The sequence below is a fragment of the Mesorhizobium sp. B2-3-12 genome, assembly GCF_006442205.1.
Lineage (GTDB): Bacteria > Pseudomonadota > Alphaproteobacteria > Rhizobiales > Rhizobiaceae > Mesorhizobium.
This window is the reverse complement of sequence record NZ_VFVR01000005.1, coordinates 272,021-288,115: the sequence shown is the minus strand read 5'-3', so window position 1 is coordinate 288,115 and position 16,095 is coordinate 272,021. Positions and strand designations below refer to the sequence as shown.

The 16,095-nt window shown below is 64.8% G+C and carries 12 protein-coding genes, 1 tRNA gene and 1 pseudogene; 3 read left to right on the top strand and 11 right to left on the bottom strand.

The window, feature by feature from the left end:
• Positions 1-17 precede the first annotated feature (17 nt).
• On the top strand, positions 18-2,171 hold the full coding sequence (locus FJ948_RS17195; RefSeq protein WP_140706372.1) for an indolepyruvate ferredoxin oxidoreductase subunit alpha: 2,154 nt from the start codon (positions 18-20) through the stop codon (positions 2,169-2,171).
• Complete coding sequence (locus FJ948_RS17190; protein ID WP_140706371.1) at positions 2,164-3,747, top strand: indolepyruvate oxidoreductase subunit beta family protein; 1,584 nt, start codon at positions 2,164-2,166, stop codon at positions 3,745-3,747. Before FJ948_RS17195 ends, FJ948_RS17190 begins: the two co-directional genes overlap by 8 nt.
• Before the next feature lie 392 nt (positions 3,748-4,139).
• Here the strand turns inward: FJ948_RS17190 and FJ948_RS31000 are convergent.
• A pseudogene (locus FJ948_RS31000) lies at positions 4,140-4,937 on the bottom strand (sulfatase-like hydrolase/transferase); the annotation flags it as partial.
• A 1,059-nt stretch (positions 4,938-5,996) separates the two neighbouring features.
• On the opposite strand from FJ948_RS31000, the gene FJ948_RS17180 reads away from it, so the two are divergent.
• Positions 5,997-9,407: an acyl-[ACP]--phospholipid O-acyltransferase gene (locus tag FJ948_RS17180; RefSeq protein WP_140706369.1), complete on the top strand. Its 3,411-nt coding sequence runs from the start codon at positions 5,997-5,999 to the stop codon at positions 9,405-9,407.
• 52 nt (positions 9,408-9,459) lie between these two features.
• Here FJ948_RS17180 and FJ948_RS17175 read toward each other — a convergent pair whose 3' ends face one another.
• From FJ948_RS17175 to FJ948_RS17130, 10 genes are all read right to left on the bottom strand, one after another.
• Positions 9,460-10,698: a DUF1501 domain-containing protein gene (locus FJ948_RS17175; protein WP_140706367.1), complete on the bottom strand. Its 1,239-nt coding sequence runs from the start codon at positions 10,696-10,698 to the stop codon at positions 9,460-9,462.
• Positions 10,699-10,744: 46 nt separating this feature from the next.
• The gene (locus FJ948_RS17170) at positions 10,745-12,277 is read right to left on the bottom strand and encodes a DUF1800 family protein (RefSeq protein WP_140706365.1); all 1,533 of its coding nucleotides are present in this window, start codon (positions 12,275-12,277) and stop codon (positions 10,745-10,747) included.
• Between the two features lie 122 nt (positions 12,278-12,399).
• Positions 12,400-12,681, bottom strand: a complete 282-nt coding sequence (locus tag FJ948_RS17165; protein WP_140706363.1) for a hypothetical protein — start codon at positions 12,679-12,681, stop codon at positions 12,400-12,402.
• 108 nt (positions 12,682-12,789) lie between these two features.
• Positions 12,790-13,245 (bottom strand): periplasmic heavy metal sensor, encoded by a 456-nt coding sequence (locus tag FJ948_RS17160; protein ID WP_140706361.1) that lies wholly within the window; start codon positions 13,243-13,245, stop codon positions 12,790-12,792.
• A complete protein-coding gene (locus FJ948_RS17155; RefSeq protein WP_140706359.1) occupies positions 13,242-13,694 on the bottom strand; it encodes a hypothetical protein in 453 nt (150 codons plus the stop codon). Before FJ948_RS17155 ends, FJ948_RS17160 begins: the two co-directional genes overlap by 4 nt.
• A gap of 103 nt (positions 13,695-13,797) precedes the next feature.
• Complete coding sequence (locus FJ948_RS17150; protein ID WP_140706357.1) at positions 13,798-14,334, bottom strand: RNA polymerase sigma factor; 537 nt, start codon at positions 14,332-14,334, stop codon at positions 13,798-13,800.
• Between the two features lie 45 nt (positions 14,335-14,379).
• Complete coding sequence (locus tag FJ948_RS17145; RefSeq protein WP_140706355.1) at positions 14,380-14,826, bottom strand: acid-shock protein; 447 nt, start codon at positions 14,824-14,826, stop codon at positions 14,380-14,382.
• Between the two features lie 213 nt (positions 14,827-15,039).
• The gene (locus FJ948_RS17140; protein WP_140706353.1) at positions 15,040-15,228 is read right to left on the bottom strand and encodes a DUF2158 domain-containing protein; all 189 of its coding nucleotides are present in this window, start codon (positions 15,226-15,228) and stop codon (positions 15,040-15,042) included.
• Positions 15,229-15,366: 138 nt separating this feature from the next.
• Positions 15,367-15,579: a hypothetical protein gene (locus tag FJ948_RS17135; RefSeq protein ID WP_140706352.1), complete on the bottom strand. Its 213-nt coding sequence runs from the start codon at positions 15,577-15,579 to the stop codon at positions 15,367-15,369.
• Positions 15,580-15,755: 176 nt separating this feature from the next.
• Positions 15,756-15,831, bottom strand: a tRNA-Thr gene (locus tag FJ948_RS17130).
• Between the last annotated feature and the right edge of the window lie 264 nt (positions 15,832-16,095).

The window sequence follows — 16,095 nt, the reverse complement described above, 5'->3', positions numbered from 1 at the left end:
ACGGAAGGAGGCCAAAAATGGCCGAACGGTCTTTTGCCAAGGAAGTCGAAAAACTGAGGCTCGGCGCCGGCGAGGAATTCGCCGGCGAGGGCATCCTCGCCATCACCAAGGCGCTGCTGCAATGCGGCGTCGGCTATGTCGGCGGCTACCAGGGCGCGCCGATCAGCCATCTGATGGACGTGCTGGCCGACGCGCAGGACATTCTGGGTGAGCTCGGCGTGCATTTCGAGGCGAGCGCCTCGGAAGCCACGGCCACCGCCATGCTGGCTGCCTCGGTGCACTATCCGATCCGCGGTGCCGCGACCTTCAAATCGACCGTCGGCACCAATGTCGCCTCCGACGCACTGGCCAATCTTGCTTCTGGTGGCGTCACCGGCGGCGCGCTGATCATCGTCGGCGAGGACTATGGCGAGGGCTCCTCGATCATGCAGGAGCGCAGTCATGCCTTCGCCATGAAAAGCCAGGTCTGGCTGCTCGACCCGCGTCCGAACCTGCCGTCGATCGTCAAGGCGGTGGAGGACGGCTTTGAGCTGTCCGAGATTTCCAACACGCCTGTCATGCTGCAGGTGCGCATCCGTTGCTGCCATGTGCATGGCCATTTCATCGCCAAAGACAACAAGCGCCCACCGATGACGGTCGCCGATGCACTGGACGCTCCACGTCGCGACACCGGCCGCATCGTGCTGCCGCCCGCCTCCTTCCTGCACGAGAAGGAGAAGGTGCAAAAACGCTGGCCGGCGGCGGTGGATTTCATCGCCAAGAACAAGATCAATGAGTTCTTCGGCTCGGACCACGGTTCGGTCGGCATCGTCATGCAGGGCGGCATGTACAATTCCGTCATCCGCGCGCTGCAGCGTCTTGGCCTTGCCGACACCTATGGCGAGACCGATGTGCCGCTCTACGTGCTCAACGCCGTTTATCCGCTGATCCATGACGAATTCCTCGCCTTCTGCGAGGGCAAGCAGTCCGTGCTGGTCGTCGAGGAGGGGCAGCCCAACTATATCGAGCAGGCCTTTGCCGCCATGCTGCACAAGGCCGGGCGTGGCACCCGTCTGGTCGGCAAGGAGCATCTGCCGATGGCCGGCGAATATACCGGCCAGGTCATGCTCGACGGCATCGGCGCCTTCCTGCGCGCCGAGGCACCGCATCTCTTGCCCGGTGAAGTGCGCGCACCGAACAAGGTCGGCAACGGCGTCGACACGGCCGATCTGATCAATGTCGTTCCAGGACGACCGCCCGGTTTCTGCATCGGCTGTCCGGAGCGGCCGATTTTCGCCGCGACGAAGCTGGTCGAACAGGAGCTCGGCAAGCACCACATCGCCTCCGACATCGGCTGCCATTTGTTCTCGATCATGCCGCCTTTCGAACTTGGCGCCACGACGATGGGCTACGGGCTCGGGCCGGCCTCGGCCTCGGCGTTCAATTCGCCCGACGCCAAGCGCCGCTCGATCTCCTTCGTCGGCGACGGCGGCTTCTGGCACAACGGCCTGACCTCCTCGATCGGCAACGCGGTGTTCAACAAGAATGACGGCGTCATCGTCATCGTCGATAATTTCTACTCGGCCGCCACGGGTGGGCAGGACATCCTGTCATCGCGCGCGGGCAACAAGACCAAGTCGACCAAGCACCCCATCACCGAAGCGGTGAAGGGCATGGGCGTCAAATGGCTGCGCCATGTCGACCGCACCTACGACGTCGGCAAGATGCAGGACACGTTGCGCGAGGCACTGACCACCGAAGAGAAGGGGCCGAAGGTCATCGTGGCTTCGTCGGAGTGCATGCTCAATCGCCAGCGCCGCGAAAAGCCGCTGGTCGACAAGGCGATCAAGGGCGGCGAGCGGGTGGTCAAGCCGAAGTTCGGCGTCGACGAGGACATCTGCACCGGCGACCATGCCTGCATGCGGCTGTCCGGCTGTCCATCGCTGTCGGTCAAGTCGCTCGACGATCCGCTGCGCGACGATCCGGTGGCGTCGATCGACCAGAACTGCGTCGGCTGCGGCAATTGCGGCGAGGTGGCGGACGCCGCGGTGCTTTGCCCCTCCTTCTACCGCGCCGATGTCGTGCACAATCCCGGCCGTTGGGATCGTTTCCTGCAAAGCGCGCGCCGCACTGTAATCAGCCTGATGCAGCGCCGCCGCGAGAGCCGCCGTCTGACGTTCGCCGATGCTTGACCAGAACTCGCCCCTGCGCCCGAAATCCGGTGCCGCTGACAATGAGTCGGTGATCAAGCTCGCCGTGCTGGCCGTCGGCGGCCAGGGCGGCGGCGTGTTGGCCGACTGGATCACCGATGTCGCCGAACGCAACGGCTATGTCGCGCAGTCGACCTCCGTCGCCGGCGTCGCCCAGCGCACCGGCGCCACCATTTATTATATCGAGATGGCCCGCGACACCGGCCGCCTGCCGATCTTCGCACTGTCACCCTCGCAGGGCGACGTTGATATCCTGATCGCGGCGGAACTGATGGAGGCCGGCCGCGCCATCATCCGTGGCTTTGTCACGCCCGATCGCACCACGCTGATCACCTCCTCGCACCGCATCGCCGCAGTGTCGGAAAAGATCGAACCGGGCGACGGCAGGGCGTCGTCATCGAAGGTGCATGCGACGGCCGAGGCCGCCTCCAAGCGCTTCATTGCCTTCGACATGGAAAAGATCGCCGCCGACAATGGCTCGATGATCTCGGCCAGCCTGCTTGGCGCGCTGGCTGGATCGGACGCGCTGCCGTTCACACGCGAAAGCTACGAACAGGCGGTCAGTGCCGGCGGCCGTGGCGTGAAGGCCAGCCTTGCCGCCTTCGGCGCAGCCTTCGACCGCGCACGCGGCGCGGCGGCAGCACCTTCGCCAAAGCCGGCCGAGCCGGCGATTGTCGAATCCGCATTGAGTGCCGGGCGTGTGAGCGGCCCGCAAAATCTGCTGCAGGGATGGCAGGCTCTCGCCGCCCGCATCGATCTGATGCCGATCGCGGTGCGCGACATGGCGCTTCGCGGCCTGAGAAAGGTCGTCGATTATCAGGACATCGCCTATGGGCGCGATTATCTCGACCGGCTGGACAAGGCCGTGGCCATGGACAGCGCCGGCCACGGCCACGCCCTGTCCATCGCCGCCGCCAAGCATCTGGCCAACGCCATGTGCTACGACGACATGATCCGCGTCGCCGATCTCAAGACGCGCTCGACCCGCGACAGGCGGGTGCGCAAGGAGGTTGGCGTCAAGGACGGCTCGGTCCTGCAGGTGACCGAGTACTTCCATCCGCGCATCGAGGAGTTCTGCGGCACGCTGCCGGCGGGGCTCGGCAGCTATATCGAGAACCGGCCCAAGCTCGCCGGCTTCCTCGACCGCCGCATCAACCGTGGCCGCCGCATCCGCACCGACAGTTTTGTCGGCTTTGCCGCTCTGTGGTTCATCGGCGGCCTGCGCCGCTGGCGCCGCCGCCTGCTGCGCCACGAGGTCGAAATGGCGCATATGGAACGCTGGTATTCCTTGGCGCTCAGCCACGTGCCGCAGGACTATGCGCTTGCCGTCGAGATCCTCAACTGCCGCCGGCTGATCAAGGGCTACAGCGACACGCATGCGCGCGCCCAGTCGAAATTCGACCGTGTGCTGTCGGCGCTGGATCTGCTCAAGGGCAGGCCCGACGCCGCCGACTGGATCCGGCGCCTGCGCGAGGCGGCGCTGAAGGACGAGAAGGGCGACATGCTCGACGGCGCGCTGAAGACCGTGGCGACGCTGGGATCATCTCCCGTCACCTGAGGTCCCGTCCTGGTTTTAGACAATTGGAGCCGTTCCGCATGGACATGAAGCGGCGCCGCCTGCGGGAACAGGTTCAGCAATCCCGAATCGAGGCGCTTGCGCAGATGCGCATCCACCGCGGCCCGGTCCGGGCAGCCATGGAACCGGCCGCTGCAATGATCGCGCAGCCGCACGAGATCAGCCATCATAGGCGAGATCGGTAGGCCCGCCGCATCGAGCAGGCTCGCGCTGAGGAAAGCGACATCGAGCGGCGCCGTGTCAGGTATTGGATGGCGAAGCGGGTAATTGATGGTCGAGAGCGTGTAGAAGGTGCGATAGGCAAGTGAATCCGGTCTTGCCAGCGCGTCCTCGCCGGCAATGGCATCGACGAGCGGCTTTGTCGCCGACGACTGATGATCGCCGAATTCGAGCACCACGGCGCCGCGTTTGCCGGCTTCCGCTTCCCGGCGTTCCAGGAATGCTTGTAAATCTCCGCGTGCGATCGCCATGCGGCGCAGATATTCGCCGGCCTGGAAATCGTCGGAGAAGGGTTCACCTTCCACCTTCAACTCCGGTTCCATCCGCCCCTCATAGGGGGAGTGCGGGAACATGGTCTCGATTTCGAGGAACAATGGCCGTGCGTCTTCCTGCCGGTGCTTTGCGATGAATGCCTCGGCCGCGTGATAGTAGAAGTCGTCGCGCAGATGGTAGAACGGCGCGGCGATATCCTTGATGTCCAGGATGGTCTCGAAGCCGATCGATTTCAGGAAGGGCCCTTCATTGACGAAGGTAAAATCCATCGGCGTCATCACAGCGGTACGGTAGCCGCATCGCGCCAGAATCTCCGGCAACGCGCCGGCGACCTTGTCCTGCAGCGTGATTGTCAGATAAGGACTTCGCCAGCCGAAATCGGTGGCAGAAAGGCCGGTCATCAGTGACAAATTGGTGATCCAGGTGCCGCCGCCGAAGGTTTCGACCTGCATCGGGTGCGCTTCGCCTGCTTTGGGGGCGAAGCGCTGTAGAAATCCCGCACCCCTGGCGATCTGGGGGAAGTTGGCGGGATCGGACTGGCTTTCGCTGAGCACGAAGAAGATGTCGGGAAGCGTGGCCCGGTCACCGCAGTCCACCGTATCGGCGAAGGGCGGCTGCGGCACGACGGCCTGCAGTCGCTGCTCGAAAGCCGGCTCGACGACCAGATTGCGCAGATCCATTAGCGAGACAAAGAAGGCCGACATGTGCCGGCCTTGCATATAGTAGAAATAACGGTCCTTCGACGCCTCGGCTGGAAAGGTCAGGGGCACCAGGGTGACCAGCACAGCCAGAACCACGGCGCGCACCGATACGGGCCAGCCAAGCTTCCGGTCGGCGCGAAAGATCAGGATCGCAGCGGCGATGCCAAGCGCCAGTGCCATGACAACCGGCAGGATGAGATGGAGATAGGAGCCGACGATGAAGCGATACACTTCCGGATCCCTGGAGACGAAGACGGTGTCGTAGAAGTGCAGCGAAAAGCCCTTCATGCGGAACTTGATCGCTGAAATCAGCGTCAGGACGCCGACGGTCATCCAGGCGAGATAGGCGGAAAAGGCGAGTCGCGACGTGGCCAGGAACAGGATGCCCGCGACGACCGCCACCAGCGCCAGCGAGAACGGCACCGACAGCCATTCATGCTCGACCCTGCCGGCAGCGAGAATGCCGGCAAGGCTGACTACAACCAGCATCAACGGATGGCATAGCAGCCGCAAAAGCTTCTGAAGCTGAGCTAAAGGTTTTCTCATGGATAGGACTCAGCATAATTTTGGGAAACTCTTCGATTAATTGCACCGCCAGAACAAACACATAGTGAATTTAACGTTAATTCCGCGATACTGGGCCGCCCTTGGGCTTGCCTCCGCAACCTTGTCGAACGACGGAAGGCGTCATCAGTCGGCCTCAATAGTGCTGCTTGGTCGGCGCGTCTTTCCAAACGGCCGCAAAGGGGTGGCAAGGGCGTATTCCCGGTTCGGAGGATCTCCTGAAAAGTTATGAACATCGTTCATTTTCAACTTGAACATTGTTCATTAAATGATATGCTGCAGAAATGAACACCGTTCATGCTGTGGTCAGCCTGTCATGGGACGACTGGAGGCTCCGCCGCCGCCATCACTGAAGACGACAAGACGCAGCAAGGAAGTTTAACCAGCTCACTGTTATCAACGGGATTGAAACAGTGCGCGCAACCGCGAGGCCAAAGGCATATTGCCGGTTGGGTTTCGCCAATGGAAATCGCCATGACCACGCATCTGATGCTGTCGCGACGTTTTGCACCCCTTTTCTGGACGCAGTTCCTGTCTGCTTTCAACGACAATTTCCTCAAGAACACGCTGGTGTTCCTGATCCTTTTCACGCTCGCCGCCGGTCAGGCGGCCTCGCTGGTCACCTTGGCCGGTGCCGTGTTCATGGCTCCTTTCCTGTTGCTGTCGGCGCTCGGCGGTGAAATCGCCGACCGCTTCGACAAGGCGCTCATCGCCCGCCGGCTGAAATTCGCCGAGATCGGCGCCGCTGCCGTCGCGGTCGTCGGCATCGCGCTGTCCTCCATTCCCGTGCTGATGACCGCGCTGTTGATGTTCGGCGTCATCTCGGCACTGTTCGGGCCGATCAAATACGGCATCCTGCCCGATCATCTCGAGCGCAAGGAATTGCCCCGCGCCAACGCCTGGATCGAATCGGCGACCTTCGCCGCCATCCTTGGCGGCACGATCGTGGGCGGTGTCGTCTCCGCTGACGGCATTGGTGTCGCCGTCTTCGGCCCGATGATGATGATCCTGGCGGTCGGCTGCTGGTTCGTCAGCCGCTATATCCCCTCGACCGGTTCGGCCGCGCCGAACCTTGTCATCGACTGGAATATCTTCCGCTCGACATGGCGCCAGGTCAGTGAATTGCGCACCGACACGCGCATCTGGCGCGCCGGATTGATGACCTCGTGGTTCTGGCTGATCGGCGCCATCGTTCTTTCGATCCTGCCCACGCTCATCAAGGATCAGCTTGGCGGCAACGAGATCGCGGTCACCGCCTATCTCGCGGTGTTCGCCGTTTCCATCGCCATCGGCTCGGCGATCGCCGCCTGGATGTCGCAGGGCCGCATAGTGCTCCTTCCCGCGCCGGTCGGCACGGCCCTGCTGGCGCTATTCGGCCTGCACCTTGCATGGACGATCTGGAGCATGCAGCCCTCGCCCAAGGCCGAAACCCTTGGCCTCTTCTTCGCCGGGCCAAACACGATCCGTGTTGCGATCGACCTTGCCGGCATGGCCATTTCCAGCGCCTTTCTGGTGGTGCCGACCTTCGCCGCCGTGCAGGCCTGGTCGCCCGAGGCGCGCCGCGCGCGCGTCGTCGCCGCGGTCAGCATCGTCAATGCCGGCTTCATGACATTGGGCGGCATCCTTGTCGCCGCCATCCAGGCGGCGGGCGTCTCCATCGCCACCGTGCTGTTCGGGCTTGCCGCCTTCAATGCCGTGGCCGCCTGGCTGATGCTGAAATATCTGCCGACCAACGCCTTCCGCGACTTCGTCTCCATCCTCTTCCGCGCCTTCCATCGGCTGGAAGTGGAAGGCCTGGACAACCTCAAGGCGGCTGGTCCGGCGCCCATCCTGGCGCTCAACCATGTCAGCTTTCTCGACGGTCCGCTGGCGCTGACGCTGACCGATGAAGAGCCGGTCTTCGCCATCGACTACACGATCGCCCAGGCGTGGTGGATGAAGCCGTTCCTGAAACTGACCCGCGCCCTGCCGCTCAATCCGGCCAAGCCGATGTCGACGCGCACGCTGATCAAGATCGTGCAGAACGGCGATCCACTGGTCATCTTTCCCGAGGGCCGCATCACCGTCACCGGCGGGCTGATGAAGGTCTATGACGGCGCCGCCATGGTGGCCGACAAGACCGGCTCGATGGTGGTGCCGATCCGCATCGAGGGGTTGGAAAAAAGCCCGTTCTCGCGGCTGACGGCGCAGCACGTGCGCCGCCGCCTGTTCCCGAAGGTCAAGGTGACCATACTGCCACCGGTCAGGCTCAAGGTCGCCGAGGAGCTGAAGGGGCGCAAGCGCAGGGCCGCCGCTGGTGCCGCGCTCTACCAGGTGATGTCCGATCTCGTCTTCCAGACCCAGCACATCGACAAGACCGTGCTCGAAAGGGTCATCGAGACGGCGACCGAGCGTGGCATGAAGCAACTCGCCGTGCAGGATCCGGTCTCCGGTTCGCTGAGCTACGGCAAGCTGCTCACGGGTGCCGCGGTGCTCGGCGAGAAATTCGAAACGCTCTATGCCGGACAGGACACGCTCGGCATCATGCTACCCAACGCCAATGGCGCCTGTGCAGCTCTGCTCGGCGTCATGTCCGCCGGCAAGGTCCCGGCGATGATCAATTTCACCGCCGGTGCCGCCAACATCCTGTCCGCCTGCAAGGCGGCGCGGGTAACCACCATTTTGACCTCGCGAGCCTTTGTCGAGCAGGCCAAGCTCGGCGCAATCGTCGAGGAGGTTGGCCGGTCGGTCAACATCGTCTGGCTGGACGATCTGCGCGCAACCATCGGCCTCAAGGACAAGCTGCTTGGCCTGTTGCGCAAGGCCACGCCCAGGGTTGCCCGCAAGGCCACCGACCCGGCCGTGATCCTGTTCACCTCGGGCTCCGAAGGCACGCCCAAGGGGGTCGTGCTCACCCACCGCAACATCCTGGCCAATGCGGCACAGGCCGCCTCGCGCATCGATTTCCATTCGGGCGACAAGGTGTTCAACGTGCTGCCGATCTTCCATTCGTTCGGCTTGACGGCGGGCACGGTGCTGCCGCTGGTTTCAGGCGTTCCCGTCTATTTCTACCCGTCGCCACTGCATTACCGCATCGTGCCGGAACTGGTTTATGCCTCGAACGCGACCATCATCTTCGGCACCGACACCTTCCTCAGCGGCTACGCGCGCACCGCGCATCCCTATGATTTCCGCTCGGTGCGCTACTGCTTTTCCGGCGCCGAGCCGGTCAAGGCCTCGACCCGCGAAACCTATATGGAGAAGTTCGGCCTGCGCATTCTCGAAGGCTACGGCGTTACCGAGACGGCGCCGGTCATCTCCATCAACACGCCGATGTACAACAAGTCGGGCACGGTCGGAAAAATCATGCCCGGCATGGAATACCGCCTGGAACCGGTGATCGGCGTCGAGGGTGGCGGGCGGCTGTTCGTGCGCGGCCCCAACGTCATGGCCGGCTATCTCAGGGCCGAAAAGCCTGGTGTGCTCGAACCGCTGCAGGACGGTTGGCACGACACCGGCGACATCGTTAGCATCGACGATGCCGGCTTCGTCAGCATTCGCGGCCGCGCCAAACGCTTTGCCAAGATCGGCGGCGAGATGATTTCGCTGGCTGCCGTGGAAGCGTTGGCGGGCGAATTGTGGAAAGGCTCGCTGTCGGCGGTCGCGACCGTGCCGGATCCGCGCAAGGGCGAAAAACTGGTGCTCATCACCGAAGCCGAAAAAGCGACGCGCGCCGAGTTTCTGGCCTTTGCCAAGGCAAACGGGGCGATGGACCTGATGGTGCCTGCCGAAGTGCGCGTCGTGGCGCATGTGCCGGTGCTCGGCTCGGGCAAGATCGACTTCGTCGGCGTGACCAGGCTGGTACGCGGCGAAGCCCTTGAAACCGCCAAGGTCGAGGCCGCCTGATCTCCGACAGCGGCGAGACGACGCCGCGATTCATCGCGGCGTCCTGCTTGGTTCAGACAACCAGGTTCATCATCGGCTTCACCGCTCCTGAATCCGGAAACACCTTGTCGCCGAGCACCGCGGCCGAAAGTCCGAACTGCTCGGCGAGCAGGCCTTTCAGAACCGCCCTGACATCGCTGGTCGGCGCCAGGTCGCGCTGCTGGTAGAGTTGCGCTGGCTTCAATCCCGGCCAGTCGGCGATGACGCGGCCGCCCTTGATCGCACCGCCGGCGAGCAGCACGACCGTGCCGGTGCCGTGATCGGTGCCGACCGTGCCATTGATCCGCGCCGTTCGGCCGAATTCCGTGATGGCGATGATCGCCGTATCCTTCCAGCGCTCGCCGAGACCTTTTTCGAATTCCTCGAACGCGCCGTCGAGGCCGCCGAGCAAGGTGGCGAGCCGGCCGGTCGCGCCGCCTTCGTTGACATGTGTGTCCCAGCCGTCGAAGGCCAGCGCCGCGACGCGCGGCCCGTCATCGGCGGCGATCAGCCTGGCCGCGCCCTGCGCGGCCTGCCGCATGCCGGCGGCGCTGTCGAGGCCGCTCCTCGGTTTCATTGCCTTGGCGCCCATCTGGTCGTCGAGCGCCATCCTGTCGGCGTCGAGGCCCTTTTGCAGCGCCACCGCCAGCACCGGGTCGCGATGCTGGTAAAGATCGAGAACGCGCGCCGGGAGGTCGCCGGACGGCGCCGGCAGCGATTGCGGCGCCCAGCCGAGCACAGGGGCCGCGCCACGGATCACCAGTGGCGTCGACGGGCCGACGGCCAGGCCGCCGAGCGTTGCCACGCGGTCGCCCGCCGGCAGGCTTTCGAGCGCCCGGTTGAGCCAGCCGGTGGCGACATGGCCGGGGCCGGCAAAGCCGCTTTCCAGAACATCCTGCCCGTCGAAATGCGAGCGCTCGCGATAGCCCGTCGCGGCAGCGTGCACGACCGCCGCCTGGTTGGCCTTGAACAGCCGGGCGAACGCCGGCATCGCCGGATTGACGGCAAAGAAACCATCGAGCGGCAGCGCTGCGTGCGGGCCGGAGAGCGAGAGCGCAATGTCGCCATGCAGGCCGGCATAGTCTGGATCGCCGACCGGGCCGACCGCCGACAGGCCGTCGAGCGCGCCGCGCAGCACGATGACGATCAGGCGCGGGTCGCGATTGTCGGTGGCCCGGGCGAAGCGCGGCAGATAGGCCCAGGCAAACAGCGCGCCGCCGGTCATCAGCACGGCGCGGCGGGAAGGGTGAGGGGTTTCACATAGCAGGCTCATGAGGTGGTCTCCACGGGAGTTGTCGGCGCCGGATCTGTCGCTCGAACTATCGTCGCTGGAATTCGGGCGCCATCAGCAGCAGCGCCAGGCCTTGCTGCTTGGACTCGGCGCGGCTGACCGCCTGACGCGTTTCCGGCGAGGCGGAAGGCCCGATGACCGCGTCGAGCATGTCGTTGGGGTTGCCGATATCCTTCACTTGCTGGGCAGCCTGCCAGGCGATGTCGAGGCGGATTTTCATGCCTTCCGCCGACGCCCAATTGTCCCCCTGGTCGGAAAAGCCGTTCGGTCCCGGCGGCTGCCAGAGCGGCTCGCCCAGCGCGTTCAGCCAGTTGAGCGACTGGCCGGGATCGTTCGGTCCCGGGCCGCCCGCCCGCCTGATGGCGGCGACATAATCGAAGGGCGAGCGCATCTTGGCCAGGGGCGTCGACCATGCCTCCGGCATGCCGATGAGCGCCGCCGCCAGCGCCCTCAGATTGCCGCTGTTCTTGAGGAACACCTTGGCGAGACGCGCGACCGCCGCCGCCGGCGGATCGTCCGAAATAAAATGGCGGGCGAGTTGCGTGGCGATGTGTTGCGCGGTCGCCGGATGAATGGCGATGTCGTTGAGCGCGGCCTCCGCCTGGCCCACGCCGCCGGCCGGATAGGTCTTGCCGAGCAGCACCGCGTCGCCCGGTTCATGGGCGTTGGCGTTGAAGACGGAACTGCCCGGTTCGCCCAGCCGTCCTTCCCGCCCGGCCATCGTCCAACCGGTCATGATACGCGCGAAGCTGGTGACGTCGGCCTGGGTGTAGCCGCTGCCGACGCCGAGCGTATGCAGTTCCAGGATTTCGCGGGCGAGGTTCTCGTTGAGGCCGCGCTGCCGGTTCTTCCCGGCGCGGGAGTCGGGGCCGACCGACTGCTGGTTGTCGAGATAGAACAGCATGGCCGGATGCCGCTCCACCGCCATCAGCATGTCGGCGAAGCGCCCGAGCACGAAGGGCCGGATGGCTTCGCGTTCGAAGGCGCCGGCGCTGGCGCGCACGATGTTGTCCTTGGCCACGGAGACGCAGAAATGGTTCGACCAGAAATAGACGAGACGCTCGACGAAGCCGACCTCCGCCCGCAAGGCCTTGTCGAAACGGGCCTGGGCTTCGGCCCGGTACAGGGTGGCTTCAACAGGTGGTGTCGCCGGGGTTGGCTTGGCGGGTACCGCCTGCGGCGAGCCGGCCGGCGCGCTCGCCTTCACGGCCGCGCTCGGCATGGCCGGAGCAGTCGATATGGGCGAGGCGGCACCCGTCGCTGCCGGGGCCTTCGCCTTCGCTGGCTGCGCGGCCGCCTTCGCCAGGCCTCTGTCGAGCTTGCGCTGGAAACCGGCCGCCATGCTGGCCTGGATCGCCGGCGTGCTGCCCAGGAGATCGGCATAGGCCGGATCGTCATAGGCGATCATGGCGATGTCGGGCTGCCGAAGTTCCGCCTTGAGATAGCCGCGCGGATCGCCGGCCATTCTGTCGCGGTCGCCCGGGCGGGCTCCAAGCCCGAAACGGTTGAAAATGACGAGGACGGGATCTGGCGGCACGGAGCCTTTAGCCGGGATGGCCATGTCGGCTCTCCATGGTTGGATCACACGCTCGATGCGCGACGCCCGATTGGGCTGTTTCCTGAACGCTCAAACCGGCGACGGGAACCGGGCAGGCGGGGTGCCCGCCCGGCTGTTCCGCACGCTTACCAGTGGTGCCAGCGGTGCCAGTGACGGTGCGGATGCCCGACATAGAATGCCGGGCCATGCCAGTAGTGGTAGCGCGGATACACCACGACACGGTTGGGAACGCAGCGTCCCCACGGGTTGGGGTGCCAGCCGGGTCCGCAACCCCAGGCCACATGCTCGATCAGCGCCGGGGCGGCCGGTTGCGCCATCATCGGCATGGCGGTGGAGGTCGCGACGGTTGCCGCGGTTCCGGTCAAGGCGAGGACGGCTGCTGCCGCATGCTGTGTCAGACGGTTCATGACGATACTCCGAATGTTCTCCGAGAATGAAAACCTGTCCGTGCCGATTGGTCCGGCAGGCTGCCCTTCTCCTGGTTAAACGGCCCCGCCGGCGTTTTCCGTCGCTCGTCACGGCGATTTTTTTGGCTCTGCCGCCGGCACAGGCCCGGCGCGCCTGGCCAGCCCGTCCGCCAGCACGGCGCGATCCCCTGCGGAACCCGACGCCGCGTACTCGACGATGCGCTGCTCAAGCCGCGTGCGCAGGGTGATGTCGGCATTGCGGGCCCGCTCCAGGGCCGCCGCCAGCGCCGCCGCGTCGAGGACGGGTTGCCGCAACAGATCCGCCGCCTCGCGCCTGGCCTTCTGGCCGTCGAGAATAATGTCGCGCGACTCGCGGCGCACCTCGCGCAGCGCCTTGCGGAACAGCATGCGCTGCTTGTCGGGAAGACGGCCGCCGGCCGCTTCCAGCGAATAGCCCTGGGCCGGCTTGCCGCTTCTTATCCAGACGGCGCCGCCGGCAAGCGCGCCGGCCAGGAAGACATTCAGCACCACCGACGCGATGGTGAGGTTGCGGCCTGTACTCATAAGTCCTCCTCGATCGTCTCGCCATCGGGCCCGGCGTCGCCGAACGCCGTCGCATTGGCATCGAGCACATAATGGTCGGACGGAACCTCTGGGGTAACGATGCTCACCATGGCCAATCCGGCCACCGCGCCGGCCAGGCCAATGCCGGCCAGCCCCAGACTCAGCCACCAGACCCGCCGGCGCCGGCGCTGGACGAGATGCCGGTCGGCGATCCGTAGGATGCCGCCGTGCAGCGCCGCGCCGGGCGCCGTGACCTCGTAGCTGTCGAGCAAGGCGTCGAGTTTCCCGGCGTGTCCCAATAAGGCCGCGCCTGTCTCGCTCGCGGCGAACATCGCCCCGGCCGCGCGGTCGGCCTGCGGCCACCGCCGCAAATCGCCGCCATAGGCCGCCGCCAGAGCCGCGAAGCGCTCGGCATCCATTGCCGGCTCGTTCCTGGACCCATCAGACATCACTTTGTCCTTTGCCGGTTGGCACGTATCCGGACGGATTCCCGGGACCTCGCCGGGCGCTCGCGAAATACGGTGAACGCTTCGCAATCATTGCCGCCCTTTCTCACTCATGGACACCCTCCCTGGCCAGGATCATCTGCAAGGCCCGCCGGCCGCGCGAAAGCAGGCTTTCCAGGGCATCGACACTGATCTCCAGGGTCGCGGCCGCCTCTATGTTGGACATCTCCTGATAGTAGACCAGGATGATCGCCTCGCGCTGGCGCGGCGCGATTGCCTGCAAGGCCTGCTCGACCCGGTGCGGCTCTTCGCGGGCATCGGGAAGCGGGGCGGGATCGACAATGTCGGGAACCTCGTCGGTCACCCATTCGCGGCGCCGACGTAGCCGGTCGTAGCACAGATTGAGCGTGACGCGGTGGATCCAGCTGTCGAAGCGTGCATTGCCGCGCCGCCAGCCGGATGCATGACGCCAGATGCGCACAAAGGTTTCTTGGGCGACATCCTCGGCCTCCGCCGCGTCGCCCAGCATGCGCGCGGCCAACGCCAGGATGCGCGGCAGCTTGCGCGCGACGAGCGTCCGCACCGCCTCCGGCTCGCCGGCACCGACCCGGCGAACCAACTCCTCGTCCGGGTCGGCGCTCATCGGCTGGCGCACTCCCGATGTCCATCACACGTCATAGCCTCTCGGTCATTGCTCCGGCTTGGGAGCGGATTTGTGGCCCGGCATCTCGTCGGCCGTCAGAATGCCGTCGCCGTTCTTGTCCAGCTTGGCGAAGCGCTTGGCGAAGAACGCGTCGAGCTCGGCCCGGTCGATGAAGCCGTCATGATTGGAATCGATGCGCGCGAAGGATTTGGCGGGATCGCCCTTGATGTTGCGCTTGGCCTGGAAGGCCTCCCACTCCACGAGGCTGATCTTGCCGTCGCCGTCCGTGTCGGCGGCCATGATCGCCTTCTCGCGCCGCTTCTGGAACTTGGCCAGGCTGATGTCGGACTTGCCAGTCGGCGATGGGGCAGTAGGGGCGGCGGGCGACGTAGAGGCAGGTGGCGTCGCGGCCGGTGGCTGTGTCGCCGTCTGGGCGAGGGCCGCCGTGGTCAGCAGGCCCAAGGCAGCGGCAAGGATCGAACGGCGTATCATGCTTCACGTCTCCGGTTGGCGCGTCCCGGACCCAATGCCGAGGTCACGCTTCAACCGTTAAACGTCGCGACCTGAGAAATCCGTCGGTCGGCCCTGCCGATCACGCCGATTGCCCGGATGCCGTGTCTCGTGCCCTGGGAGAGGGCGGCACGGCATCTTATCCGGCGGGGCTGAAATTCACGCCGGCCGGCAAACCCGTCGCGAAGGCGAGCCTTACGTCGATTGGTCGGCTTCCACCAGCTGATCCGATTTGAAGCCCGCGTGCTGCGGGGTCCACACATCGCCCTCTTTGTTGAACCAGTGGCACAGATACATGCCGGAAGCGGCGCCGTCGCTGACCGTCATCCTCGGGCCTCCCGACTTCAGCTTGACGACGTCTCCGGTCTTGAAAGTGTTGGGCATTTTCGGACCTCCCATGCTGAGGCCGGTATTTCATACCAAAACCGGGGTCCCGACAATGGCGGATGGGCCTTCCGGTCCATTGTCTTATGTGGCGATCCGAGGGCGTCGCAAACGAGGCGTCCGGAGCTGCTCCAGCGATCAATCCACCTCGATCACGCGCCGCGCCGGTCTGCCGGCCGGCTCTCGCCGTCGCGCCGGCTCGGGCTTGTCTTGTGCCAATGCCTCCTGCTGCAGTCTCTGCTCCCTCAGGCGGGTTGTCTTGGCAATTCTGGCGTGGCGCTCGGCATCCAGCACCAGCCTCGCCTCACGGTCCGCTCTTGCCAGTTTTTCCTTGTCGACACGCCTTTGCAATTCGAAACCTCCTGTCCGTGAAACCACGGCAGGAAATGTGCGACCCCAACTATCTGTTCCGAAAAAATTAAAACGCCATTTCCATCATTTGTTGTTGAGGTTCGAAAAATCCCGGACTGTCACGTGATTTGCGCGGCACGTTGCAAGCCGCACGATGACCTGACTTGTGGGAAAACTGGTGCCGCTTAGGTGACTCGAACACCTGACCCCATCATTACGAATGATGTGCTCTACCAACTGAGCTAAAGCGGCCCGGGAGGCCGAGGCCTCCAAGATGGGCTGGGTGATAGACTCAACCGGCGGCGAATTCAAGATGCGACTTGGCAATTCTGCAAGGGCGTCCGTCAGGATCTGAGGCAGGCCTCCTCGGTCCTTACGCACGATAATCGCTCGCAAAGCCCGATTTTCTTTGCCGGAACATCGCGAAGATGGACTTTGGACGGCCCGTGGAGGCAGAATGCGCTGCCCGCCCGTTGATTGATTGGTCGCCTGCGGCTAACCATCATGAAAGCTTGG

Bases quoted from the DNA above. Each gene is read 5' to 3' on its own strand.
- FJ948_RS17195 (WP_140706372.1), top strand. From the start codon at position 18: ATGGCCGAACGGTCTTTTGCCAAGGAAGTCGAAAAACTGAGGCTCGGC.
- FJ948_RS17190 (WP_140706371.1), top strand. From the start codon at position 2,164: ATGCTTGACCAGAACTCGCCCCTGCGCCCGAAATCCGGTGCCGCTGAC.
- FJ948_RS17180 (WP_140706369.1), top strand. From the start codon at position 5,997: ATGACCACGCATCTGATGCTGTCGCGACGTTTTGCACCCCTTTTCTGG.
- FJ948_RS17175 (WP_140706367.1), bottom strand. From the start codon at position 10,698: ATGAGCCTGCTATGTGAAACCCCTCACCCTTCCCGCCGCGCCGTGCTG.
- FJ948_RS17170 (WP_140706365.1), bottom strand. From the start codon at position 12,277: ATGGCCATCCCGGCTAAAGGCTCCGTGCCGCCAGATCCCGTCCTCGTC.
- FJ948_RS17165 (WP_140706363.1), bottom strand. From the start codon at position 12,681: ATGAACCGTCTGACACAGCATGCGGCAGCAGCCGTCCTCGCCTTGACC.
- FJ948_RS17160 (WP_140706361.1), bottom strand. From the start codon at position 13,245: ATGAGTACAGGCCGCAACCTCACCATCGCGTCGGTGGTGCTGAATGTC.
- FJ948_RS17155 (WP_140706359.1), bottom strand. From the start codon at position 13,694: ATGTCTGATGGGTCCAGGAACGAGCCGGCAATGGATGCCGAGCGCTTC.
- FJ948_RS17150 (WP_140706357.1), bottom strand. From the start codon at position 14,334: ATGAGCGCCGACCCGGACGAGGAGTTGGTTCGCCGGGTCGGTGCCGGC.
- FJ948_RS17145 (WP_140706355.1), bottom strand. From the start codon at position 14,826: ATGATACGCCGTTCGATCCTTGCCGCTGCCTTGGGCCTGCTGACCACG.
- FJ948_RS17140 (WP_140706353.1), bottom strand. From the start codon at position 15,228: ATGCCCAACACTTTCAAGACCGGAGACGTCGTCAAGCTGAAGTCGGGA.